Genomic DNA, 21,632 nt, shown 5'->3' with positions numbered 1-21,632 from the left:
ATCCAGTCCTGCGTAGATCGACATGGTCACCCTCCTGCATTGAAGCGTTCATGCGACTTCGTACCATACAGGAGGGTGGCTACATCAATTACGCGGTGTTCCAATAGCCGCAAACACAAAACGTGATTCAGGCCTCAATGTTTGTTGATAATGCTGCCTTGATCCGGGCTGCAACTGCATCTTCGGCTCTTTGCCGAAGGCCCGCATCTGATGCCGCCAGATCCCGTCTTATCCACATTGGAATTCGAGCAACGGTTGAGGCGAGGAGGGCACAAAGAATCTGGTCCGACTGCGCATGACGTGCATCTTCGGAAGCACTGTCCGAACCGCTCAATTGATTGTTCCTGCAGATTGTAACCTGCGCGCTTCGATCAACCGGCGCAAGCTGTCGACCAGGACCAGTGTCGAACTACCCAGCTTCACCACCTCAACCTCTCGATCTGCGATCAGCACATAAAGCGTGCTGCGGCTGACGCCGATGAAACGGCACGCGTCGGGAACGCGTAGGCATATGGGTTCAACCTTGCTGCCTGGCTGCTCTACGTCCAAATTTTGGAAGGCTGTGCGCTGGGCCATGCAATGCTCCTTGGTGATGGTGGTGACGAACCAGTCCGCAGGGGAGAAACGGCCAGCCCGCCACCGTCGCTGATTATCGGTGACGCGGCAGGTGGGCGCTACATGACGTTTCTACGCCACAGCCTGTCATTCTACGCTCATAGGCAAGCAGGTCGGGTTCTCGTGGATTCCATCGGTTTTGCATGGGTGTTGCGGTGTTCCCTCCTGACGCGGCGTCAGCACTGCGGTTTAGAGAGGGCTGCCAGCGGCAGAATCGTTGAAATCATTAGAGAATTGGCGGCAGGCGACGGCTGGGCCTCATCGGTGACGGCTCAAATACAGCAACTAAACCAACCACATAGCCCACAGCCGACGGCGGGCCTTTTATCTCGCCATCCCTTAAAACTCTCAAAAATCAACATCTTGCGTCACCATTTTGACCCCGACCTTGGTGAGAAGGCCAACCGGAAGGGGCCACCAAATAGCCCAAGGGAGGTTGGCCTTCCCATCGTTTCAGCGATACGGTGGACATCGCAAACCGGCAGCGATAGCGCATATGACAGCGACCAGAAGTTGGGCAATCTGCTCGTCAGAACGGGCTGGCTCTGTGAGAGAGTCAGCCCGTTCGATGCGCAACTGCCGGTCGATCAGCCTGCCTGTTTGACGGCAGCATTCAACTCTGCGAGCCGTTCCGAACATACAGCCAGGACGACGCGGCCAAGTTCCTCAATCTGCACGCCAAGCCAATCCAGCTGTTCTTTCGTGATGCGGTAATGCTTGGAATAGCGCGCCTTGACGTAGGCTTCCTTGAGCTTGTCGAACAACGCGCGATCCTGCCGTGAATCCTGCGGCCAAACATGAACAAGGCGACGGTCGATCAGTTCGGCCTGTCGCCTCAGGAAGCCGAGATTATGCACATGGGGGGTGTAGAAGGTGCAGACCAACAGCGCGCAATGGTACAGCCGCTCCGTCGATTGGTGCATCAAAAAGGCTGCGTCCTTGAGGCGGCCTTGGTTGGCGCTGAACTTCGCTGTTTCTAACATCCCTGACGCGCTTGGCATCCACTCGTCAAAATACTCTTGCGCTATCGCTAGCGCCTGAGCGGGCGTTTTCGGCTTAGGCTGGTGCAGTTCGGTGTCATCGCTTTCGTAGAGCGCGATGCCGTCCCTGGCGACGTCCATGAAGAAATACCGGCCATGCGCCAGGCCATCATTCACCTCCTGAAGGGTGTGGATGATGAAATTGATCGGCGTCCGGATCGCCTTGGTGATCGTCTGTTCGGCATAGAGGCGCGCTTCGAGCTTCGCCCAATATGTCACCCGATCGGTCAGACGCTTGTCGTTGACGATGATCAGGAGATCATAGTCCGACTGGTAGCCCTTTGCCGTATGCGGTTCATCTACCCAACCGCCGCGCGCGTAGGAGCCGTAGAGGATGACCTTCTGGATGCGGCCCTTCTTCTTCCACTCATGTCGGGCCAGCGACAGGCTGTCCTCGAATTCCTCGAAGATGATCTGCACCAAGCGCTCAAGCTCGCGCTGCTTGTTGGCTGGCAAATGATCGAGTTCGGTACGCATTGATAACCACCTAGCAAGTCGGATGTCGCCATGCACCCGGTTTAGAAAGGCCACCCGGATAGCGGGGGCGGCGCTCGTCCAAAAAGCCGGACGCCGCCGCGATCCGGCCGCGCCGGGTTAGCAAGAATCCGGAGGATTCTGGTATTAGCATTGTTAAGGGCCGGATTCAGAGTTCAACTTCATGAGGTTAAGGCCATTTTCGGTTCCCGATAGGCCGAGTTTTGCGTTCCTGATAGGCCGAGTTTTGGCGTTCCCGATAGGCCGAGTTTTTCCCCTGTCTGCTCTCCGTTTTTGACGGCATCGAAGGACATGAAAATGTGCCGATTGCGGGGCATGGAATTGGAAGGGGGCAAACGCCTCCAACCTGCCTGATGGTGTTGCCCATGGCAGCGCCCTCACTTGATCGTGGTGCAGTAGATGGACCAGTCGTCCATCAGCTTGCGGCGCTTCTCCAGCAGGCTGCCACGGCGATAGGCAGCTTCGGTCTTGTCCCTGACCATATGCGCCAGCGCTGCCTCTGCGACCTCGCCCTGCACGTCCGTCTCTTCGCTGGCCCAATCGCGAAAGGCGGAACGGAAGCCGTGGGCGGTATAAGGCTGCTTCATTTCGCGCAGCAGCTTCGTCAGGGTCATGTCGGAGAGCGGTTTGTCCCCTTTCATGCCGGGGAAGATCAGGGGGCATTCACGGGTCCGAAGCTCACGGCAACGCTCGATGATGCGGATTGCCGGTCTCGACAGCGGGATGACATGCTCGCGCTGCGCCTTCATCCGCTCCTTGGGGATGGTCCACAGGGCGTTCTCGACGTCGATCTCGGTCCATGCCGCGCCGCGCACCTCGCCGGAGCGTGCAGCGGTCAGGATGGCAAACTGCAAGGCAAGGCGACTGAACGACTCTCGCTCGCGCAGCCTGACCATGAAGGCTGCCACATCGGCATAGGGCATGGCCGCAAAATGCCCGTCCTTCTTGGGTTGGCGCGGAAGCCCCTTGGTGATGGACCGCATCGGCGCTTCGGTTTCGCGATAGCCCGACGCAAAGGCCCAATCGAGGACCGCGCCGATGCGTTGGCGCACCCTGCGCGCCGTTTCCGGCTTGGTCAGCCAGATTTCGGCTAGGACGTTGCGGATCATCGGGCCGGTGATCTCCGAAACCCGGATATCGCCAATGATCGGAAAGGCGAAGGCCTCCAGCGTTCGCAACCATTGCCCCTCATGCTTTTCGTTGCGCCAGGTCTTGCGATTGGCCGCATAGACCTTGGCCGTCGCCTCCCTGAATGTCGGGATGCCGCCCGCCTTACGCTTCTCGAACACAGGGTCGAGGCCAAGCTCCACCCAGGTCCTCACCTCGCGCGCCCGATCGCGGGCGACGGACAGCGTGACCTTCGATGCGCTGCCCAATCCGATGTCGCGCCTGCGGCCATGCTTCTGGACGCGGCACACCCAGCTTTTGGAGCCGGTCGCGCCGACCACGAGAAACAGGCCATCGCCATCACCGAAGCGGCCCGGTCGCTTTGCTGCCTTCACACCTGTTACTGAGAGCTTTCCCATGCCGATATTCTCCCACGCTTTTTACCACACGCCAAATCGGTCACCGACAGATGCGAGGGGATGAGGTGGGACGCGAATCAGCCCGAAAGGCCCGGAAACACTGGGCTTTTTCGGTTCGCTGGGGATGTAGGAAAACAAAGAAATGGCGGAGACGGAGGGATTCGAACCCTCGGTGGCCCCTTAAGGCCACGACGGTTTAGCAAACCGCTGGTTTCAGCCACTCACCCACGTCTCCGCACGAAATTTGTCCACCTTCGCAGGGGGACAATGGCTGGGGAGGGGCTATAGCGATGGCTTTGCTGCATGGCAACGGGCACGATCACGAATTTTCGCGCGGTCGGCGATTTTCGTTCCGGCGCGGAATCGACTCGGGTCGCCGTTCGTTCATTGTCGTTTCAGCTTGCTGGTCGCAATGCCTTCATTTGGGCTAGTATATGGCTATGACGCGCGCTTTTCGGGGAGTATCGGGCATGATCGGCATCAACGGGCAGATGGGCGGCCGCATCGCGCGGGCGACCGCGCTGGTCGCCGCACTGGCAGGCATGGCGCTGACGCCGCTGGCCGCCTCGGCACAGGTCCGCACGATCGACCCCAACAGCGCGATCGATTCCGACCTCGCGCCGCCGCCGCCGACCAACACCAATCCTACCGATCCCGGCGTCGACCCCGGCGTGGATCAGGGCACGACCCCCTATCAGCCCAATCTGGATGCCGGCGCGCCGCCCGTCAGCAATGGCGGCAACACCGCCACCGGCGCCCCGGTAACGACCAACTCGCCGCCGGCTGCCCTCCCGCCGGGCGACTCCTATCAGGAAGATGATCTGATCGGCGCGGCCGAAGGTGTGTTCGGCAAGGGCGCCGAAGGGTTGGCCGGCCTCATCGAGAAGGTTCTGAAGGACCAGGGCCGTCCCAACGCCTATATTTCCGGGCGTGAGGCGTCGGGCGCCTTCGTGGTCGGCCTGCGCTATGGCTCCGGCACGCTCAACCACAAGGTGGAGGGCAAGCGGGAGGTCTACTGGACCGGCCCGTCGATCGGCTTCGACGTCGGCGGGAACGCAGCCAACACCTTCGTTCTCGTCTATAATCTGTACGACACGCAGGATCTCTACCATCGCTTCCCCGCAGCGGAGGGGACGGCCTATCTGGTCGGCGGCTTCACTGCCTCCTATCTGCGCTGGGGCAATGTCGTGCTGATCCCGATCCGCCTTGGCGTGGGGTATCGCCTCGGCGTCAACGCGGGCTATATGAAATTCACCGAAAAGCGGAACTGGTTGCCCTTCTGACCTGAATTACCCCCTCCCGCACGCGGGAGGGGGACAGCAAGCCGCAGCGAGGTGGGTACGGCGCAAAATTGAAAGGGTCACAACCCCAGCGCCAGTTGCTCCCCCCGTTCCGCTTCTTCCTCCCCCTCCAGATTATGCACGCCCAGCCCCAGCAGCCGCGCCCCCATGCGCAGCGGCAGTTGCGCCAGCAGCAAGTCCCGCCCTGCCTGCGCCAGCAATTCCGGCGACCGCACCGGCGTTGAAAAGCTGCGCGACCGCGTGATGATGCGGAAATCGGCGAACTTCACCTTCAGCACCACGGTCCGGCCCCAGGCCCCGGCCTTCTCGATCCGGGTCCAGAGCGATGCGGCGATTCGCTCGATCTCCGCCACCAGCGCCGCTTCCTCGCTCAGGTCGTCGAAGAAGGTATCCTCGACGCTCACCGACTTGCGGCCCTCGCGCTCGCGCACCGGACGGTCGTCCTGCCCCCGCGCCGCGCGATAATAATAGTCCGCCGCGCTGCCGAAATGATTCTGGAGGAAGCCCATGTCCCGGTCGCGCAGATCGGCGCCCGTCTCGATCCCCAATGCCTGCATCCGCTGCGCCGTCACCGGCCCTACGCCATGGATGCGCCGCACCGGCATCGCCGCGATGAAGGCCGGTCCCTCGCTCGGCCGCACCACGCACACGCCGTCGGGCTTGTTCTGGTCCGACGCCAGCTTGGCGATCAGCTTGTTATAGGACACGCCGGCCGACGCGGTCAGCCCCGTCTCCGCGCGGATCATCCGCCGAATCTCTTCGGCTATCTGGGTCGCCGACGCGATGCCCGGCTTGTTCACCGTCACGTCCAGATAGGCTTCGTCCAGCGACAACGGCTGGATCATGTCGGTGAAGCGGCTGAAAATCTCCCGCACCTGCCCCGACACCGCGCGATAGACGTCGAATCGCGGCGGGACGAAGATCAGGTCGGGGCACAGCCGCCGCGCCCGCGCACCCGGCATGGCCGATCGCACACCGAACTTGCGCGCTTCATAGCTGCATGTCGCCACCACCCCGCGCGGCCCGCCCCCGCCCACCGCGACCGGCAGGCCGCGCAGCGACGGATCGTCGCGCTGCTCCACCGACGCATAGAAGGCGTCCATGTCCACATGGATGATCTTGCGGTCGGCTGGCGGCGGCGCGTCCATGCCCGTCCCTATGCCACAGCCGGGAACGAAAGGGAAACATGTCAGTCCTGCAAACGCAGATTGTCCAGCAATGTTTCCAGATGCGCCCGGCTGATCCGGCTCCACACATTATAGGTGCAGCCCTGACCCGCGACGCGCATATAGGCCAGCGATTCGAGTCCCTTGCCCTGCGCGTTGTCCGCCGGATAGGGCTGCGCGCCGACCAGCCCATAGCCGGCAAAAGCGGGGCCGGGCAGGGCGGGCAGGTCACGGCTATGCGGCCATTGCTTCGTCAGCCGCGCCCGCTGCGCCGCCTCCGCCGCTCCATCCATCCCGATGACGCCCGGCCCGGCAAAGCCATAGGCGCTGCGCATCCCCGGCAGGTCGAACGCCACCGCCCAGCCGCCACCAAATTGCGCCGCTCGCGCCTTGCCCTTCGCCCCGCCGTCCGACAGCAGCGCCAACGGCGCGCATTGCGCCCGATTCTCGGCCATGTCCCATTGCGCCCGCGCGACATCCTCGCCGATCATCGGCGCCCCGGCAGCGACCAGCATCAACGCGGCGAACATGGGCTGCCTCCTATGCCTTGTCCTTGAGGCCCAGCAGCGCCGCGAACGGACTCGCCTGCTCCTCGCTCAGCACGCCCGCTTCCTTGAGATAGACGTCGGCGTCCGGCGCGCGGGGGAAGGGTTCCATCGCCAGCGCCATCGTCTCGGCCACCGCCTCGCCCATGTCGATGACATGGCCGTCATAGCCGATCGTGTCGCAATCCTCCGCGTCCAGTTCCAGTTCGTCGCCTTCCTGCGCCGTCTCGCTCTCCACCACGAAACGCAGCACGAAATCGCTGTCGATCGTCTCCGGCACCGGCACGCCGGTCGCGACGCAGGGCTGGGCCAGCGCCGCCCGCACCCGCCCGCGCGCGGTGATGGCGCCATCCTCGACGGCCAATCCATAATCCGCTTCCAGCCGGTCCAGCGCCGCCAGCCCGAACCGCTTCGCCAGCGCCGCCCGCTCTTCAGCGTCCGCCGCGATCTGCATGCTCGCGGGCAGCCGCGCGATCGCGTCGACCTTGTGGGTACGGGAAAATTCCGGTGTCGGTATCATGCTCATCCTAAATCTCCGGTCAGCAGCGCGTCGTGCGACAGGCAGCCCAGCCGCGTCCAGCGCGCCCGCAATGCGCCCTCGACATGCGCCAGCGCCGCATCGCTCACATCGGCGCCGCGATACAGGTTGCGCCGCAACGCCTCGGTCAGGTCCGCTTCGCCGGTAAGCGCCGCGCGATAGGCGCTGATCCGCCCGCCCAGCGCGCTCATCATCCGGCCGACATGCTTGCCGACCACGACATCACCCACGCCCTCCTGCCGCAACTGCCCGTCCATGTCGTCCACGAACAATTCGGTCAGCCACACGCTGTCCTGCGCGCCTTCCTGCTGCTCCAGCCGCATCAATATCTGCGCCAGGATCGCGACGATCATGTCGAACCGCCCGTCCAGCGTATCGGGCACGGCCCCGTCCAGATACCAGTGCGGCTGCCGTCCCTCCCGGATCACGGCGTTATAGAGCGGCCGCAGCCCCTCCTTGGGATCGGTGCGCCCAAACAGGCGCTGGAGGAAGGAGGGGGAGGCAGACATGGCACCACAGCTTTTCATAGACGAAGTTTCATAGACGGATCGGGCCATCGTGCGCCGTCCGATATTTTGCGCCCCTTGCCGGGGCTTGCGCATTTCCATATTGATCGCTGCGTCGGCCAATGCAATGGCGGCATCAGGTTTCTTGAAGGTTCGCGGGGCCAGTTCCCGCAGGAGAAGTTCATGCGTCAGTTCAGCCGTCACTCGTCAAGCGGGCGTATCCTGCTCGCTGTCGGCCTCAGCGCCTTGGTGCTGGGCGCATCGGGCTGCACCCGCATCCGCACGCATCAGGGCTATTCGGTCGACAAACTGCTGGTCGACTCGGTTCAGCCGGGCATCGACAATCGCGCCTCGGTGGAAGGAACGCTGGGTCGTCCCAGCTTCGTCTCGCAATTCGGCGAGCAGGACTGGTATTATGTGTCGCGTGACATGCGCGCGCTGGCTTTCTCCAATCCCAAGGCCGCGGACCAGACGGTGCTGCACGTCCGCTTCGATCCGGCGGGCAATGTGACCGCCATCGACCGGATGGGCCTGGAGCAGGTCGCGCATATCTCGCCCATGGGCGACAAGACCCCGACGCTGGGCCGCAACCGCAGCCTGTTCGACGAGATTTTCGGCAATATCGGCGCGGTCGGCGCCGGCGGCATGGGCGGCGGTGGCGCCGGCCCGAATGGCGGCGGCCCCAACGGCAGCTAGAGCATCCTGCGGAAAAGTGGGGACCGGTTTTTCGCTTGAAACGATGCGAAAACAAAAAACTGGAGCGCGCGACCTGCATCGGATTTAACGCAGCGCGCTCCAAAGACGAAATCAGGCGCTCAGCCCGAACGGACCACCCGTCTTACGATCAGCCGGACTCAGTTCCAGCCACCGCCCAGCGCCAGGAACAGCGCAATCTGGTCCTGCACCAGTTGCGTCCGCGCGGTGGCCGCGCTGACCTCCGCACTGGCCAGACTGCGCTGCGCATCCAGCAGCGACAGGAAATCGCCCCGGCCAAAGCGGAACAGCTTGCCGGCCTGAGCGGCGGAGAGTGCCGCGCCGTCCCGCGCCCGGTCCAGCGCCGCCGCCCGCTCGGCATCGCGGCGATAGGTTTCCAGCGCCGTCTCGGTCTGGCGCAGCGCCTCCAGCACCGTCCCGTCGAACCCGGCCAGATCGCCCTGCACACGCGCTTCCGCCTGCGCGATCCGCGCCCGCACCACCGGCCGGTTGGGGAAGCTCCAGCTTATCAGCGGCCCCAGGCTGAAGCCAAAGGCCGAACCCGATCCGAAATCCTTGAGCGGGCCGGACAGACCCACCGATCCGCCGATGCTGACCTGCGGATACAGATCAGCCGTCGCCACGCCCAGCCGCGCCGTATCGCCGGCAATCGCGCGCTCGGCCTGCCTGATGTCGGGTCGCCGCCGGATCAATGCCGCGCCATCGCCCACCGGCAGCGGCGCATCCAGCGTCGGTAGCGCGGCGCAACTTTCCACCTCACGGGGATAATCGGCGGGCGGCCGCCCCATCAACGTCGCCAGCAGATACAGCCCATTCTGCCGCTGCGCCTCGAACGCCGGCAGGGCGGCCGCGCTGCTGTCCACTGCGGCCTGCGCCCGGCTGACGTCGAACGCCGTGCCGCGCCCACCCTTGGCCAGCCGCCGCGTGGCGCTGGCGGTGTCGCGCTGCAACGCCACCACCTTGCGGTTGACGCCCAGGCTGTAATTGGCCGCACATACCTGCGCATAGGCCTTGGCCGTCGCCGCCGCCACGCTGACCCGCACATAATCGCGCGCCGCCGCGCTCGCCTCGACATCGGCGTTGCTGGCCTCGATCGCGCGCCTGATCCGGCCATTCAGGTCCAGCGGGTAGGAGGCCGACAGGCCCAGATCATAGGCGATCGTGCCCGGCAGATGCTGGGTCACGCCCGACGGCCGCGACAAAGTCTCGCCACCGCTGATGCTGGTGCTGATCGTCCGCCCCGCTTCCGCCTCGCGCAGCACCGCCTGCGCCTGGGCCAGATTGGCGTCCGCCTGCCGCATGTCGGTATTGGCCGCCAGCGCCTGTTCGATCAGACTGTCCAGTTGGGGATCGGCATAAAGCTTCCACCAATGGTCGGGCAACTCGGCCTGCGCGAACAATCCGTCCTGCGCCGAATGAAAGGCGCCCGTCGCCCCCGGTGCGGTGGCGACGGACTGTTCGGGCGGCCGATAGTCCGGCCCGGCCGTCGCACAGGCGGTCAGCGCCAAGGCCAGCAGCGACGTGCCGATTCCGGCCCCCCACCGCCGTTCGTGCCGAGCCTGTCGAAGCACGCCGGTCTTGCGCTCCGCCTCACGCATGGCGGCAATCCCCCGGCTTGCCATCCTTGTCCTTCTGCGCCGGCTGCACCGTCACCGTCGCAGTCCGCCCCGAAATCAGCCGCAGCCCCGCCGGCACCTTCTCGATTCTGACCCGCACCGGGATACGCTGCGCCAGCCGTACCCAGCTAAAGGTCGGCTCGACTGCGGGGAGCAAATTGCCGCTGTTGCTGCGGCTGTCGTCGCTGATGCCAAAGGCGATGCTCTCCACCCGCCCATGCACATCCTGCGACTCGCCCATCAGCCGCACCGTCACCGGCGCGCCGATGCAGATCAGCCCCAGCTTGGTTTCCTCGAAATAGCCTTCCACCCGCACCGAATCGCTGTCGATCAGGGCCAGCGCCTGGCTGCCCGCGCCGACATAGTCGCCCGGATGCAGGTCCAGATTGGTGACCACGCCATTGACCGACGCCAGCACCTTCGTCCGCTTCAGGTTGAGGGCGGCGGCATCGCGGCTGCTCATCGCCTCGGTCAGCGCGGCCTGCGCCGTTTCCACCCTGGCCAGATTCTGCTCATGCGTTTCGGCGGCGACCAGATCGCCCAGCGCCCTGTCGCGCCGCGCTTCCCGCCGGGCCTGAGCCAGCGTCGCCTGCGCGCTGGCGATGCGGGCGCCGGCCTCCTCCAGCGCCATGGAATAGCGCGGCGTGTCGATCACGAACAGCAGGTCGCCGGCCTTCACCGTCTGGTTGTCCCGCACCGCCACCGACGTCACCAGCCCGCTGATGTCGGGCGTCACCCGCACCACATCGGCCCGCACCCGCCCGTCACGGGTCCAGGGGCTGCGCTCATAATGATTCCACAGCCATATCGCGACCAGCGCCGCGGCGATGACGAGGATGATGGTGGCGGCGCTGCGGATCAGCGTAGACGAAAGGCGGTTCATAGTCGGATTCCAAGGGTGGGGACGAGCAGGGCGAGGCCGCCCAGCAACAGGATGAAGAGGGACAGGTCCACCGCCGCGCGATAGGCGAGAAAGCGGTACAGGCCGAACGCGCCGATCAGCCGGGTCAGGCCCCAGCACAGGATCAGCGCGACCAGACCCAGCAGCAGCAGCGTGGGGACATAGATCCCGCCCAGGGCGATTTCACCGGTCATGCCGCGATCCTCCCATAGGCGTCCGCGTCGGGGAACAGGTTGCGGCGCAGGCTGACCAGCCCCAGCACGCTGTCCCGGCGGACGACCAGGCGCGGATTGGCGGACAGGTCGGCGATCGCGCTGTCGATATCCTGCAACAGCGCCGGATCGGCCGGTGCCGGCGCATCGGGGTCCAGCCCGCGATAATGGCGGCTGACCCCGCCCAGCACGGCGGCCAGCGGCGCGCCTTCCTGCGTCGGCAGGTCGAGCCGGAGCTGGCGCAGCTCGCCGATCGCGACCCCGGTGCGCAGGTCGCGCAGCGCATCGTACAGCGGCTTGCCGCTGTCGGCGCGGGTGGCGGCGAGGCGCGGGGCGAGCAGGGCGATCCGGTCGAGCATGCGATTGATCCATCCCCGCACATCGGGCGGGCTCATCAGGGTGGCGCGATTGGCGATGTCGGCCCATCCCGCCCGCAGCGTCCGGCGAATCGCGCGCTCGACGCCCGCCGACTGCAACAGCCCGGCCATCAGGATCGCGAACCAGATGCCCACGATCTGCGCCACCGCGCCATTGGCATAGCTGGCGAAGGCGTTCACATAATGGTCCGACAGCAGCACCGGGCTGCCCAGCCCCAGCAAGGTGGGCAGCGCGATCCCCATCCAGCGCGGCGAAGCCATCATCGCACCCAGTATCAGCAGCGGCGGGGAATAGGCCAGCGCCAGTTGCGCAAAGCCGTCCAGGCGCGGCATGATCGCAAAGCCATAGACGGCGCCCAGGGCGGAGGCGGCGACCGTCCCGATCATGAAGCCCTTCAAGGGCGCCAGCGGATTGTCGACCGCCGCGAACAGCGCCAGGAACACGCCGGCCAGCATCACTGCCGTGCCGCCATCCTTCCACCCGCTCAAGATCCAGATGGCGCAGCCCAGCGTAATCGTCATGAACGCGCTGAAAGCGCCCCGCGCGGCGCTGGCATAGTCGCGATGCAGTTCACGGTTGCGCCGGCCTTCCAGCAACTGCGCCACCCGTGGCGTCACGGCGGCACGGCTGTGCGTCACCATCTGGTCATACAGGTCGCGGCAATCGCGATGCACCGCGATCATCGTCGCCAGCCGTGCGTAGAGGCTCAGCCGCATCATGTCGGCCCAGCCCATGTCGGCCGTGGCCTCCGGTTCCAGTGCGGTGCAGCGGTCGATCAGCGCCTGCGCCCGCTCGGCGCGCACGACATTGTCCGGGGCCGGCGTGTCCAGCCACGACCGGACATCGGCGATCAGCGCCTCGACCTGGCGCGGCACCATGCCGCCATTGGCCGCCTTAAGCTGCGCCAGCCTGTCCTCCGCCGCTGCGCCCAGCGGCAACAGCATCGACAGTTGATCCTGCAAGGCGCGGACGGTCCGTACGCGCGGCGCCAGCCGGCTGATGTCGAACGGCAGGTGGATCGACATCTGGTGCAGTTCGGTGACGTCCTGCGCCATCCGGCGCCGTTCGGCATCCAGCCCCTCGACCGGCTCGGTCGCGATCGCGTCGCGCGACCAGCGTTCGGCATCGCGCAGCATCGCGTCCACCCGCGCCAGCAACAGGCCGGTGATGGAACCGGGCATTATGACGCCATGGATCAGGCTGCCACAGGCGATACCGATCAGAATCTCCTGCACCCGCAACGCGGCGATGGTGAAGATGGTCTGCGGCGTGTCTACGTCGGGGAAGACGATCAGGCAGGCGGTATAGCCCGCCAGTACGAACATATAGGATCGCGGCGTGCGGTCGAGCAGCGATACGAACACGCACAGGCCCAGCCATGATGCCATGGCCAGCACCAGCAATTCGGGCGCATTGACCAGCGGCGGCACGATCGCCACGGCAAAGACCGCGCCGACCAGCGTACCGATCGCACGGAACACCGCCTTGGAAATCACCGCGCCGGCCATGGGCTGGGCGACCATATAGCTGGTCAGGAACGCCCAATAGGGCCGCTCCAGCCCGATGCTGTAGGCCACGAACAGGGCGAGCATCGCCGCTGCCAGGCATTTGAGGGAAAAGAGCGCCGCCGGCATCCCGAACCGTTCGCCGATCATAGCGCGCTCCGCTTCTCCGCGATGCGCAAACTCAACAGGTCCAGCAACCACACCGCGACCTCGATCGCCTGTTCGGGCACGTCGGTCAGCAACTCGACGCGCAACGCATCCAGCTTGCCTTCGATCCGGCCGACCAGTTCCTGTCCCGTCGGGGTCAGGCTGATGATGTTGGATCGTTTGTCGTCGGGATGGGGGGTGCGCTGCACCAGCCCGCCCGCCTGCACCTGGTCCAGCGTCCGCACCAGCGAAGGCTGGGCGATGTCCAGCGATTCGGCCAGTTCGCTCTGGCGTACTTCGCCGCCCAGCCGGTCGATATGGATCAGGCACCAGGCGGTGCTGTTCGACACGCCGAATTCCGCCAGCATGCTGTCGGCCAGTTGCCGCCAGGCGCGGGCGACAGGCGCCATCTTGTGCGCCAGCGCACGTTTGGGTTCCGATAAAGGCATATTCATTAGATAGCTAACTAATGAAATTTGTCAAGGAATTATGACTGTCTCACTCGTTGTCGCACTTAGAGCATCGTGCGAAAAAGTGGGCACCGGTTTTTCGCTTAAAACGATGCGAAAACAAAGAACTAGAGCGCGCAACCTGCGTCGGATTTAACGCAGCGCGCTCTAGTCCTGTCGATCCAGCCTCTGCCGGATGGCCGGATCAGGCCCGGCGCGTCCCGTTGAACGCCGACGCGCCGAACGCGCCCAACTGCATCGTGCCGACGATGGCGTCACCGGTCACTTCGGCCTCGCACTCCAGCGTCATCGGCATCGGCATGGTCATTTCCATCTTCCATGTCAGCTTGCCGCCATCGACCTTGCCGTCGACCACGTCCAGCGATCCCATCATCCCGGCAAAGGTGCCGTTGAAGCGGTCGCCGCTGCTGACGACGGTGAACACGCCCTTCTGGTCGCCCATCGGCGTCTTGGCCACGCAATCATAAGCGCCATCGACACTTGCCATATCCAGTCTCCTTTACGTTAGCGTCAGTCTGCGAGAGTGCCCATTTCGACCGGCAGGCCCACCGCGTCAAGCTGCGGCTTCACCAGCTTCGCGTCGCCCACCACGACCCAGATCAGCCGGTCGGGGTTGATCGCCTCGCGCGCGGCCTTGTCCATGTCGGCGGCGGTCATGGCGCGATAGGTCTTGGGCAGCGTCTCATAATAATCGTCGGGCCGGCCGATCAGCGCATTGCGCATCATGGCAGAGAGCAGGTCCGACGACGTCTCGAAACTGCCCGGCAGCGACAGGATCTGGCTGTTGATCGTCTGGTTGCGTTCCGTTTCCGTCGTTCCCTTGCTGGTCAGAAACTCGGTCATATCCTTGCGGATCGCCTGGATGGATTCGCCGGTCTTGTCGGTCTGCACCGGGGCATAGACCAGCAGGGGGATGGTTTCCTTCACGCCCGAAAGCGCCGTCCCCACGCCATAGGCCCAGCCCTTCGTTTCGCGCAAATCCATCCACAAGCGCGAGGATGTCGCACCGCCCAGCACTTCGTTGGCCGTCTGCAACGTCACCGGATTGTCGGTCCCGGACTTGTTGGTCAACAGCCCCGCCAGGATCATCGACTGCGGGCTTTGCGGCTTGTCGATCAGCACGATCCTGGCCGGGCGCATCATCTTGTCCATGCGGAACGTCTTGACGCCCTTCGCCGTGCTGGGCGCCTTCCAGTCGCCGAACCGCTTTTCCAGCAGCGGCATCAGCTCCGCCAGCGTCGTGTCCCCCGCGACGAAGATGGTCGCATTATCGGGCCGCAGCCAGGCGTCGTGGAAGGCCGTCAGGTCCGCCCGCGTCACGGCCTTGACGCCGCTTTCCGTGCCGGACCCGGTGAACGGGATGCCATAGGGATGGGCCTGCCCGTACAGGAGCGGCGGCAACATGCGCTGGGCGATCGACATGGGCGACGTCTTTTCCGCCTGGATGCCGGTCAGCACCTGCCCACGCAGCCGCTCCACCTCGGCCGGCGCAAAGGCCGGATTGCGGATCACATCGGCCAGCAGGCCCAGCGAGGCGTCCAGATTGGGCTTGAGTGCGAACAGGCCGACGGTCGTCCGGTCCATGCTGTTGCCCGCGCTGATCGACGCGCCCAGCCTTTCCTGCTCCTCGGCGATCTGCACCGACGACCGGGTCTTCGTGCCTTCGTCCAGCAGCGCGGCGGTCAGGCCTGCCGTGCCGAGTTTCGCCTTGTCGTCCGCAGCATTGCCCGCGTCGAACGCGACCGACACCCGCACCGTCGGCACCGTGGTCCGCCGCGCCAGCGCGACCTTGATGCCGTTCTTCAGCGTCGCATGTTCGACATCGGGAAAGTCCAGATCCTTGACCGGCTCGATCGGCGGCTCGGCGATCTTGGTCGGGGCAGGCGCAGTCGCCGCGACCGGCGCGGCGGCATCGGGATTGCGAAAGAAGGCGGGCTTGTGGCCAGCGCCACCGGTCTTCGCATTTTCGGCCGTCGCGTTCCCTGCCAGCGCATTGTCCGCAGCCGAGCGCTCGCCCGGCGCCACGGTCAGGCGCAGCACCGGCCGCCCCAGCCATTTGCGCGCGGCCGCGCTCACCGTCTCCGGCGTCGCCCCGGCATAGACGGCCAGATCTTTCTTATATTTGGCCGGATCGTTGGAATAGACCGCGCCCTCGGCCAGCGTCACCGCCTTGCCCGAAAAGCCGCCGACTTTCTCCAACCCCGAAATCGTGCCGGCGGCCTGCTGGGTCGCGGCGCGCAGCACTTCGTCGGCGCTCGGCCCCTTGGCCAGATAGTCGGCCAGCAACTGGTCCAGCCTTTTGCCCACCGCCACCGGGTCCGCGCCCGGCTTCACGTCCACCGTGATCTCTGCAATGGAGAGCTTCTCGAACGGCTGGATGCTGGCCTTCACACTGACCGCGACCTTCTCGTCCCGCACCAGCACATTGTCGAGCCGCGACGAACCCAGCCCGCCAAACACCGTCATCGCCAGGTCCAGTTGCTGCAACTCGTCGGAATTGACGCCCGGCACGATCCAGTTGCGATAGAGGCGGGTCGCCGCGACATTGTCGTGCATCAGCTTCTCGACATCCTTGTCGAGGCTCGGCACGGTCGCGTCCACATCCCTGGGCGCCGGGCCAGCGGCGATATTGCCGAACCACTTTTCCACCTTCGCCTTGGCGGTCGCGACGTCGATATCGCCCGCCAGCACCAGCACGGCGTTGTTCGGCCCATAATGGGTCTTGAACCAGCTCTGCACGTCGGCCAGGCTCGCCGCGTTCAGGTCCGCCATCGACCCGATGGTGGAGTGGCGATAGGGGTGGCCCGCAGGCAGCATCGCGTCCAGTTGCGCATATTCGACCAGCCCATAAGGCTCATTCTCGCCCATCCGCTTTTCATTCTGGACGACGCCGCGCTGCGTATCCAGCTTGGTCTGCGTCACCGCGCCCAGCAGATGGCCCATGCGGTCGGACTCCAGGAACAGCGCCCGGTCCAGCGCGCCGGTCGGCACCGTCTCGAAATAATTGGTCCGGTCGAACCAGGTCGTCCCGTTCCAGTCGGTCGCGCCGATATCCTCCAGCCGCCCGAAGAAAGGCCCATCGGCATTTTCCGACCCATAGAACATCAGATGCTCGAACAGATGGGCAAAGCCCGTCTTGCCCGCCGGCTCGAAGCGCGATCCCACATGATACCAGATCGACACCGCCACCACCGGTGCCTTGCGGTCCGTGTGAACGATGACGCGCAACCCGTTCCTGAGCGTGAATTGCTCATAGGGAATGTCGACCTGCGACACGAGGCTGGCGACAGGCGCAGGCGCGGCGGCCGGCGTGGCGGCGTGCGCCATCGGCGCCAGAACTGGTGAAAGCGCAAGGACCGACAGGCCCAGCATCAGGGACAGGCGGCGCGGCATCGGGGAAACAGCCATGAGAACCTCATGAAAACGGGGAATTGCGCGCACCGACAGGCTGCCGGCGCGATGGATGGGGCAGCATAGCGAGCCGTTTTAGAGTCGCAACACGCTTATTGCTGGACAGGGGCCGGGGCCGGGGGCAAATCCTTGACCATCCCGCAATCAGTGGACTTTATTCCCGATGAAAACCGCCATGGCTCTGGCAGCGATGACCGCGCTGCTCCTTCCCGCAGTCCTGCCTGCGCAATCGCCCGCGCCGGCCGCTGCCGAACCGGTCTTCACCCCGGCCGCGATGCGCGCCCATGTCGAATTCCTCGCCGACGATCTGCTTGCAGGTCGCGACACCGGCAGCGAAGGGCATGAGATCGCCGCCCGCTACGTCGCCAGCCAGTTCGACGGCCTCGGCCTCAAGCCCGCCGGCGAAAATGGTGGCTGGCTCCAGCGCATCACCTTCCAGAAGACCGAATTTGGCAAGACGCCCGCCACCCTCACCGTTACCGGCCCCACCGCCGACAAGAGCTTCACCCATGCCGGCGACGTCATCATCGGCATCAACGCCGACCAGCCGCATCTCGACGTCAAGGCGCCGCTCGTCTTCGTCGGCTTCGGGCTTGAAAATGCGCGGCTTGGCCTCAACGACTATGCCGGCCTCGACGTGAAGGGAAAGATCGTCGTCACCCTGCGCGGCTATCCCAAGGGGTTGCCGAGTGAGGAGGGCGCGCACCTCTCCGCCACCAAGGGCAAGATCGCCGAATCCCATGGCGCGATCGGCATGATCGCGCTCAACACGCTCCAGTCGGCCAAGGCGCGTCCTTGGGCGCGGATGGTGCAGTTCGCCGACGAACCCGACTTCACTTGGGTTTCGCCCGACGGCGTGCCCTTCAACGCCGCACCCGGCCTGCGCGCGTCAGCGATGCTGAACGATCCGGCGGCGGAGGCCGTGTTCGCGGGTGCGCCCGCGACCATCGCCGCGATCCGCAAGACCGCCGACAAGGCGGGCGGCAAACCCAGGGGCTTCGCGCTCAAGACCAGCGTGACGATCAAGGCCGACACGATCAGCCAGCGCGTCACCAGCCCCAATGTCGTCGCCATCCTGCCCGGCAGCGATCCCAGGCTTAAGGACGAGTATGTCGTCCTCTCCGCCCATCTCGATCATATCGGCATCAGCCCCGCCAAAGCAGGCGATGCGGCTGACGCATCTGGCAGCAGGGACAGGATCAACAATGGCGCGCTGGACAATGGTGCCGGCATCGCGACCATGTTGGAGGTCGCCCGCGCCATGGCCCAATCGCCCGACAAGCCGCGCCGCTCGATCATCTTCCTGGCTTCCACGGCGGAGGAGAAGGGACTGCTCGGAGCCGACTATTTCGCCCGTCATCCCAGCGTCCCGGTCAGGCAGATCGTCGGCAATGTCGATCTCGACATGCCCTTGCTGCTCTATCCCTTCACGGACGTCATCGCGTTCGGTGCCGACCATTCGACCCTCGGCCCGATCGTGGCCAGGGCGGTCGCGCCCATGGGCGTAAAACTCGCGCCGGATCCCATGCCACAGGAGACGATCTTCGTGCGCTCGGACCATTATATGTTCGTGAAGCAGGGCGTCCCCGCCGTCTTCCTCGCCACCGGCTATGCCAATGGCGGCGAAAAGGCGTGGGGCGAGTTTCTGGGTGGCGCCTATCATCATCCGGGCGACGATATGACGCAGAAGATCGATTGGAACGCCGGCGCCCGCTTCGCCGAGGCCAATTATCGCATCACTCGCGCCATGGCCGATGGCGACGCCCCGCCGCGCTGGTTCGCGAAGGATTTCTTCGGCGACCTCTTCGCGCCGCAAGCGGAGAAGGCCACAAGATAAGGAAATTGCGCACCGCCCCTTGTGTGGTTTTTGAGCAACACTACATCGACACCATCTTATCCATGGGGATGTCATGAACCTCGAAAAATTCACCGATCGCGCCAAGGGCTTTCTTCAGTCGGCGCAAACCGTAGCGATCCGCATGAGTCATCAGCGGATCGGCCCGGAACATCTGCTGAAAGCCCTGCTGGAGGACCAGCAGGGCATGGCGTCCGGCCTCATCACGGCGGCGGGCGGGTCTGCGCAAGTCGCGCTGCGCGACACCGATGCGGCGCTCGCCAAGGTGCCCGCCGTATCGGGTAGCGGCGCGCAACAGACGCCCGGCCTCGACAATGACGCCGTGCGCGTCCTCGACAGCGCCGAACAGGTCGCCCAGAAAGCGGGCGACAGTTTCGTCACTGTCGAACGGCTGCTGCTCGCCCTGACCCTCGCCACCACCACGACGGCCGGCAAGGCGCTGGCCGCCGCTGGCGTGAAGCCCGAAGCGCTCAACGCCGCCATCAATAGCCTGCGCGGCGGTCGCACCGCCGACACCGCCGGGGCGGAGGATCGCTATGACGCGCTCAAGAAATTCGCCCGCGACCTGACCGAAGCGGCGCGCGCGGGCAAGCTCGACCCGGTCATCGGCCGGGACGAGGAAATCCGCCGCACCATCCAGATCCTCGCGCGGCGGACCAAGAACAACCCGGTCCTGATCGGCGACCCCGGCGTCGGCAAGACCGCGATCGCCGAGGGCCTTGCCCTGCGTATCGCCAATGGCGACGTGCCCGATACGCTGAAAGACCGCACCCTGATGGCGCTCGACATGGGGTCGCTGATCGCGGGCGCCAAATATCGCGGCGAGTTCGAAGAGCGGCTGAAAGGCGTGCTGGACGAGGTGAAGGCCGCCGACGGCCATGTCGTCTTGTTCATCGATGAAATGCACACGCTGATCGGCGCGGGCAAGTCCGAAGGCGCGATGGACGCCGGCAATCTGCTCAAGCCCGCCCTAGCGCGCGGCGAACTCCATTGCATCGGCGCGACCACGCTCGACGAATATCGCAAATATGTCGAAAAAGACCCCGCGCTCCAGCGCCGGTTCCAGCCCGTCTTCGTTGGCGAACCCACGGTCGAGGACACCATCTCGATCCTGCGCGGCCTGAAGGAAAAATACGAACTCCATCACGGCGTCCGCATCACCGACGGCGCGCTGGTCAGCGCGGCGACGCTCTCCAACCGCTACATCACAGACCGCTTCCTGCCCGACAAGGCGATCGACCTCATGGACGAGGCCGCGTCGCGCTTGCGCATGGAAGTAGAGTCCAAGCCGGAAGAGATCGAAAATCTCGACCGCCGCATCATCCAGCTCAAGATCGAGCGGGAGGCGCTGAAAAAGGAGACTGACAAGGCATCGGCGGACCGGCTCGATGCCTTGCAGGAAGACCTCGCCAATCTGGAGGAGCAGTCGGCCGCGCTCACCACCCGCTGGCAGGCGGAAAAGGACAAGATCGCCGGCGAAGCGAAGGTCAAGGAACAGCTCGACGTCGCCCGGCTCGAACTGGAACAGGCCCAGCGCGCTGGCGACCTCGCCAAGATGAGCGAACTCTCCTACGGCACCATCCCCGCGCTCGAAAAGCGCCTCGCAGAAGCGGAAACCGCCTCGGAAGGCGCGATGCTGCGCGAGGAAGTGACAGCGGAGGATATCGCCGGCGTCGTCGCCCGCTGGACCGGCATCCCGGTCGAACGGATGCTGACCGGCGAGCGCGAGAAGCTGCTGGCTATGGAAGATACCATCGGCAAGCGCGTCATCGGCCAGGCCGACGCGGTGAAAGCCGTGTCGACCGCCGTGCGCCGGTCCCGTGCGGGGCTTCAAGATCCCAACCGTCCGCTCGGCTCCTTCCTCTTCCTCGGCCCCACCGGCGTCGGCAAGACCGAACTGACCAAGGCGCTCGCCGGCTTCCTGTTCGACGACGACAGCGCCATGGTGCGCATCGACATGAGCGAGTTCATGGAGAAGCATTCGGTCGCCCGCCTGATCGGCGCGCCTCCGGGCTATGTCGGCTATGAGGAAGGCGGCGTCCTGACCGAAGCCGTCCGCCGTCGCCCCTATCAGGTCGTGCTGTTCGACGAGGTGGAAAAGGCGCATGGCGACGTCTTCAACATCCTGCTCCAGGTGCTGGACGACGGCCGCCTGACCGACGGGCAGGGGCGCACGGTCGATTTCACCAATACGATCATCGTGCTGACGTCGAACCTGGGCAGCCAGTTCCTCACCGGCCTTGCCGACGACGAGCCGGTGGAAAAGGTCGAACCGCAAGTGATGGACATCGTGCGGAGTCATTTCCGCCCGGAATTCCTGAACCGGTTGGATGAGGTGATCCTGTTCCACCGTCTGGGCGCCGCGCACATGGCGCCGATCGTGGACATCCAGGTTGCGCGCATCGGCAAGCTGCTCAAGGACCGCAAGATCGTCCTCGACCTGACCGAAGGCGCCCGCGCCTGGCTTGGCCGCGTCGGCTATGATCCGGTCTATGGTGCAAGGCCGCTCAAGCGTGCGGTCCAGCGCTACCTGCAAGACCCGCTGGCCGACCTGATCCTGCGTGGCGACGTACCGGACGGGTCGACCGTGAAGGTCGAGGACGGCGACGGCGCGCTGGCGCTCAGCATCGCCTGAAGCCGTACTCGCCGTCTTGAGAGTAAGCCCCGGCACACCCCGTGCGCCGGGGCTCC

18 protein-coding genes and 1 tRNA gene are annotated in these 21,632 nt (G+C 65.1%); 4 read left to right on the top strand and 15 right to left on the bottom strand.

Annotation, left to right across the window (positions count from 1 at the left end; genetic code table 11):
* Positions 1-330: 330 nt before the first annotated feature.
* The 4 genes from ASE85_RS13275 to ASE85_RS13260 form a co-directional block, all read right to left on the bottom strand.
* Positions 331-576, bottom strand: coding sequence for a helix-turn-helix domain-containing protein (locus tag ASE85_RS13275; protein WP_056689144.1), 246 nt, complete (start codon positions 574-576; stop codon positions 331-333).
* A 626-nt stretch (positions 577-1,202) separates the two neighbouring features.
* The gene (locus ASE85_RS13270; protein WP_056689141.1) at positions 1,203-2,132 is read right to left on the bottom strand and encodes a nucleotidyltransferase and HEPN domain-containing protein; all 930 of its coding nucleotides are present in this window, start codon (positions 2,130-2,132) and stop codon (positions 1,203-1,205) included.
* Between the two features lie 395 nt (positions 2,133-2,527).
* Positions 2,528-3,676: a tyrosine-type recombinase/integrase gene (locus ASE85_RS13265; protein ID WP_056689138.1), complete on the bottom strand. Its 1,149-nt coding sequence runs from the start codon at positions 3,674-3,676 to the stop codon at positions 2,528-2,530.
* Positions 3,677-3,819: 143 nt separating this feature from the next.
* A tRNA-Ser gene (locus ASE85_RS13260) sits at positions 3,820-3,911 on the bottom strand.
* Between the two features lie 235 nt (positions 3,912-4,146).
* On the opposite strand from ASE85_RS13260, the gene ASE85_RS13255 reads away from it, so the two are divergent.
* Positions 4,147-4,959 (top strand): DUF1134 domain-containing protein, encoded by an 813-nt coding sequence (locus ASE85_RS13255; protein WP_056689134.1) that lies wholly within the window; start codon positions 4,147-4,149, stop codon positions 4,957-4,959.
* A gap of 77 nt (positions 4,960-5,036) precedes the next feature.
* Here ASE85_RS13255 and dinB read toward each other — a convergent pair whose 3' ends face one another.
* Genes dinB through ASE85_RS13235 form a run of 4 tightly spaced genes read right to left on the bottom strand, consistent with a single transcriptional unit; the run spans position 5,037 to position 7,735 of the window.
* A complete protein-coding gene (gene dinB, locus ASE85_RS13250) occupies positions 5,037-6,125 on the bottom strand; it encodes a DNA polymerase IV (RefSeq protein ID WP_056689131.1) in 1,089 nt (362 codons plus the stop codon).
* A gap of 41 nt (positions 6,126-6,166) precedes the next feature.
* The gene (locus ASE85_RS13245) at positions 6,167-6,673 is read right to left on the bottom strand and encodes a hypothetical protein (protein WP_056689128.1); all 507 of its coding nucleotides are present in this window, start codon (positions 6,671-6,673) and stop codon (positions 6,167-6,169) included.
* 10 nt (positions 6,674-6,683) lie between these two features.
* Positions 6,684-7,208, bottom strand: coding sequence for a YceD family protein (locus ASE85_RS13240; RefSeq protein WP_056689162.1), 525 nt, complete (start codon positions 7,206-7,208; stop codon positions 6,684-6,686).
* Between the two features lie 2 nt (positions 7,209-7,210).
* Positions 7,211-7,735, bottom strand: coding sequence for a ubiquinol-cytochrome C chaperone family protein (locus tag ASE85_RS13235; RefSeq protein WP_056689159.1), 525 nt, complete (start codon positions 7,733-7,735; stop codon positions 7,211-7,213).
* A gap of 180 nt (positions 7,736-7,915) precedes the next feature.
* On the opposite strand from ASE85_RS13235, the gene ASE85_RS13230 reads away from it, so the two are divergent.
* The gene (locus tag ASE85_RS13230; protein WP_056689125.1) at positions 7,916-8,428 is read left to right on the top strand and encodes an outer membrane protein assembly factor BamE; all 513 of its coding nucleotides are present in this window, start codon (positions 7,916-7,918) and stop codon (positions 8,426-8,428) included.
* Between the two features lie 158 nt (positions 8,429-8,586).
* Here the strand turns inward: ASE85_RS13230 and ASE85_RS13225 are convergent, their stop codons facing one another.
* The 7 genes from ASE85_RS13225 to ASE85_RS13195 form a co-directional block, all read right to left on the bottom strand.
* Complete coding sequence (locus ASE85_RS13225; protein ID WP_056689155.1) at positions 8,587-9,960, bottom strand: efflux transporter outer membrane subunit; 1,374 nt, start codon at positions 9,958-9,960, stop codon at positions 8,587-8,589.
* A gap of 76 nt (positions 9,961-10,036) precedes the next feature.
* A complete protein-coding gene (locus tag ASE85_RS13220; protein ID WP_056689122.1) occupies positions 10,037-10,945 on the bottom strand; it encodes an efflux RND transporter periplasmic adaptor subunit in 909 nt (302 codons plus the stop codon).
* Positions 10,942-11,157 carry a DUF1656 domain-containing protein gene (locus tag ASE85_RS13215; protein ID WP_056689119.1) on the bottom strand — a complete coding sequence of 72 codons (216 nt, stop codon included), beginning with the start codon at positions 11,155-11,157 and terminating at the stop codon, positions 10,942-10,944. The genes ASE85_RS13220 and ASE85_RS13215 overlap by 4 nt, the downstream gene beginning before the upstream one ends.
* On the bottom strand, positions 11,154-13,208 hold the full coding sequence (locus ASE85_RS13210; RefSeq protein ID WP_056689116.1) for an FUSC family protein: 2,055 nt from the start codon (positions 13,206-13,208) through the stop codon (positions 11,154-11,156). The genes ASE85_RS13215 and ASE85_RS13210 overlap by 4 nt, the downstream gene beginning before the upstream one ends.
* A complete protein-coding gene (locus tag ASE85_RS13205; protein WP_056689151.1) occupies positions 13,205-13,654 on the bottom strand; it encodes a MarR family winged helix-turn-helix transcriptional regulator in 450 nt (149 codons plus the stop codon). The genes ASE85_RS13210 and ASE85_RS13205 overlap by 4 nt, the downstream gene beginning before the upstream one ends.
* Positions 13,655-13,859: 205 nt before the next feature.
* Positions 13,860-14,162 carry a hypothetical protein gene (locus ASE85_RS13200; RefSeq protein ID WP_056689113.1) on the bottom strand — a complete coding sequence of 101 codons (303 nt, stop codon included), beginning with the start codon at positions 14,160-14,162 and terminating at the stop codon, positions 13,860-13,862.
* Positions 14,163-14,185: 23 nt separating this feature from the next.
* A complete protein-coding gene (locus tag ASE85_RS13195) occupies positions 14,186-17,083 on the bottom strand; it encodes a M16 family metallopeptidase (RefSeq protein ID WP_056689110.1) in 2,898 nt (965 codons plus the stop codon).
* Between the two features lie 166 nt (positions 17,084-17,249).
* On the opposite strand from ASE85_RS13195, the gene ASE85_RS13190 reads away from it, so the two are divergent.
* Both ASE85_RS13190 and clpB read left to right on the top strand, forming a co-directional pair.
* The gene (locus ASE85_RS13190; protein ID WP_056689107.1) at positions 17,250-18,923 is read left to right on the top strand and encodes a M28 family metallopeptidase; all 1,674 of its coding nucleotides are present in this window, start codon (positions 17,250-17,252) and stop codon (positions 18,921-18,923) included.
* A 73-nt stretch (positions 18,924-18,996) separates the two neighbouring features.
* A complete protein-coding gene (clpB, locus tag ASE85_RS13185; protein ID WP_056689103.1) occupies positions 18,997-21,576 on the top strand; it encodes an ATP-dependent chaperone ClpB in 2,580 nt (859 codons plus the stop codon).
* The last annotated feature ends 56 nt before the right edge of the window (positions 21,577-21,632 follow it).

It is taken from the genome of Sphingobium sp. Leaf26 (assembly GCF_001421665.1).
Taxonomy (GTDB): Bacteria; Pseudomonadota; Alphaproteobacteria; order Sphingomonadales; family Sphingomonadaceae; genus Sphingobium.
The sequence above is the reverse complement of the archived record's forward strand: the minus strand, read 5'-3'. Positions and strand labels throughout refer to the sequence as shown.

Bases quoted from the DNA above. Each gene is read 5' to 3' on its own strand.
- ASE85_RS13200 (WP_056689113.1), bottom strand. From the start codon at position 14,162: ATGGCAAGTGTCGATGGCGCTTATGATTGCGTGGCCAAGACGCCGATG.
- ASE85_RS13195 (WP_056689110.1), bottom strand. From the start codon at position 17,083: ATGGCTGTTTCCCCGATGCCGCGCCGCCTGTCCCTGATGCTGGGCCTG.
- ASE85_RS13255 (WP_056689134.1), top strand. From the start codon at position 4,147: ATGATCGGCATCAACGGGCAGATGGGCGGCCGCATCGCGCGGGCGACC.
- clpB (WP_056689103.1), top strand. From the start codon at position 18,997: ATGAACCTCGAAAAATTCACCGATCGCGCCAAGGGCTTTCTTCAGTCG.
- ASE85_RS13220 (WP_056689122.1), bottom strand. From the start codon at position 10,945: ATGAACCGCCTTTCGTCTACGCTGATCCGCAGCGCCGCCACCATCATC.
- ASE85_RS13270 (WP_056689141.1), bottom strand. From the start codon at position 2,132: ATGCGTACCGAACTCGATCATTTGCCAGCCAACAAGCAGCGCGAGCTT.
- ASE85_RS13235 (WP_056689159.1), bottom strand. From the start codon at position 7,735: ATGTCTGCCTCCCCCTCCTTCCTCCAGCGCCTGTTTGGGCGCACCGAT.
- ASE85_RS13210 (WP_056689116.1), bottom strand. From the start codon at position 13,208: ATGATCGGCGAACGGTTCGGGATGCCGGCGGCGCTCTTTTCCCTCAAA.
- ASE85_RS13190 (WP_056689107.1), top strand. From the start codon at position 17,250: ATGAAAACCGCCATGGCTCTGGCAGCGATGACCGCGCTGCTCCTTCCC.
- ASE85_RS13265 (WP_056689138.1), bottom strand. From the start codon at position 3,676: ATGGGAAAGCTCTCAGTAACAGGTGTGAAGGCAGCAAAGCGACCGGGC.
- ASE85_RS13230 (WP_056689125.1), top strand. From the start codon at position 7,916: ATGCGTCAGTTCAGCCGTCACTCGTCAAGCGGGCGTATCCTGCTCGCT.
- ASE85_RS13275 (WP_056689144.1), bottom strand. From the start codon at position 576: ATGGCCCAGCGCACAGCCTTCCAAAATTTGGACGTAGAGCAGCCAGGC.
- ASE85_RS13215 (WP_056689119.1), bottom strand. From the start codon at position 11,157: ATGACCGGTGAAATCGCCCTGGGCGGGATCTATGTCCCCACGCTGCTG.
- ASE85_RS13205 (WP_056689151.1), bottom strand. From the start codon at position 13,654: ATGCCTTTATCGGAACCCAAACGTGCGCTGGCGCACAAGATGGCGCCT.
- dinB (WP_056689131.1), bottom strand. From the start codon at position 6,125: ATGGACGCGCCGCCGCCAGCCGACCGCAAGATCATCCATGTGGACATG.
- ASE85_RS13245 (WP_056689128.1), bottom strand. From the start codon at position 6,673: ATGTTCGCCGCGTTGATGCTGGTCGCTGCCGGGGCGCCGATGATCGGC.
- ASE85_RS13240 (WP_056689162.1), bottom strand. From the start codon at position 7,208: ATGATACCGACACCGGAATTTTCCCGTACCCACAAGGTCGACGCGATC.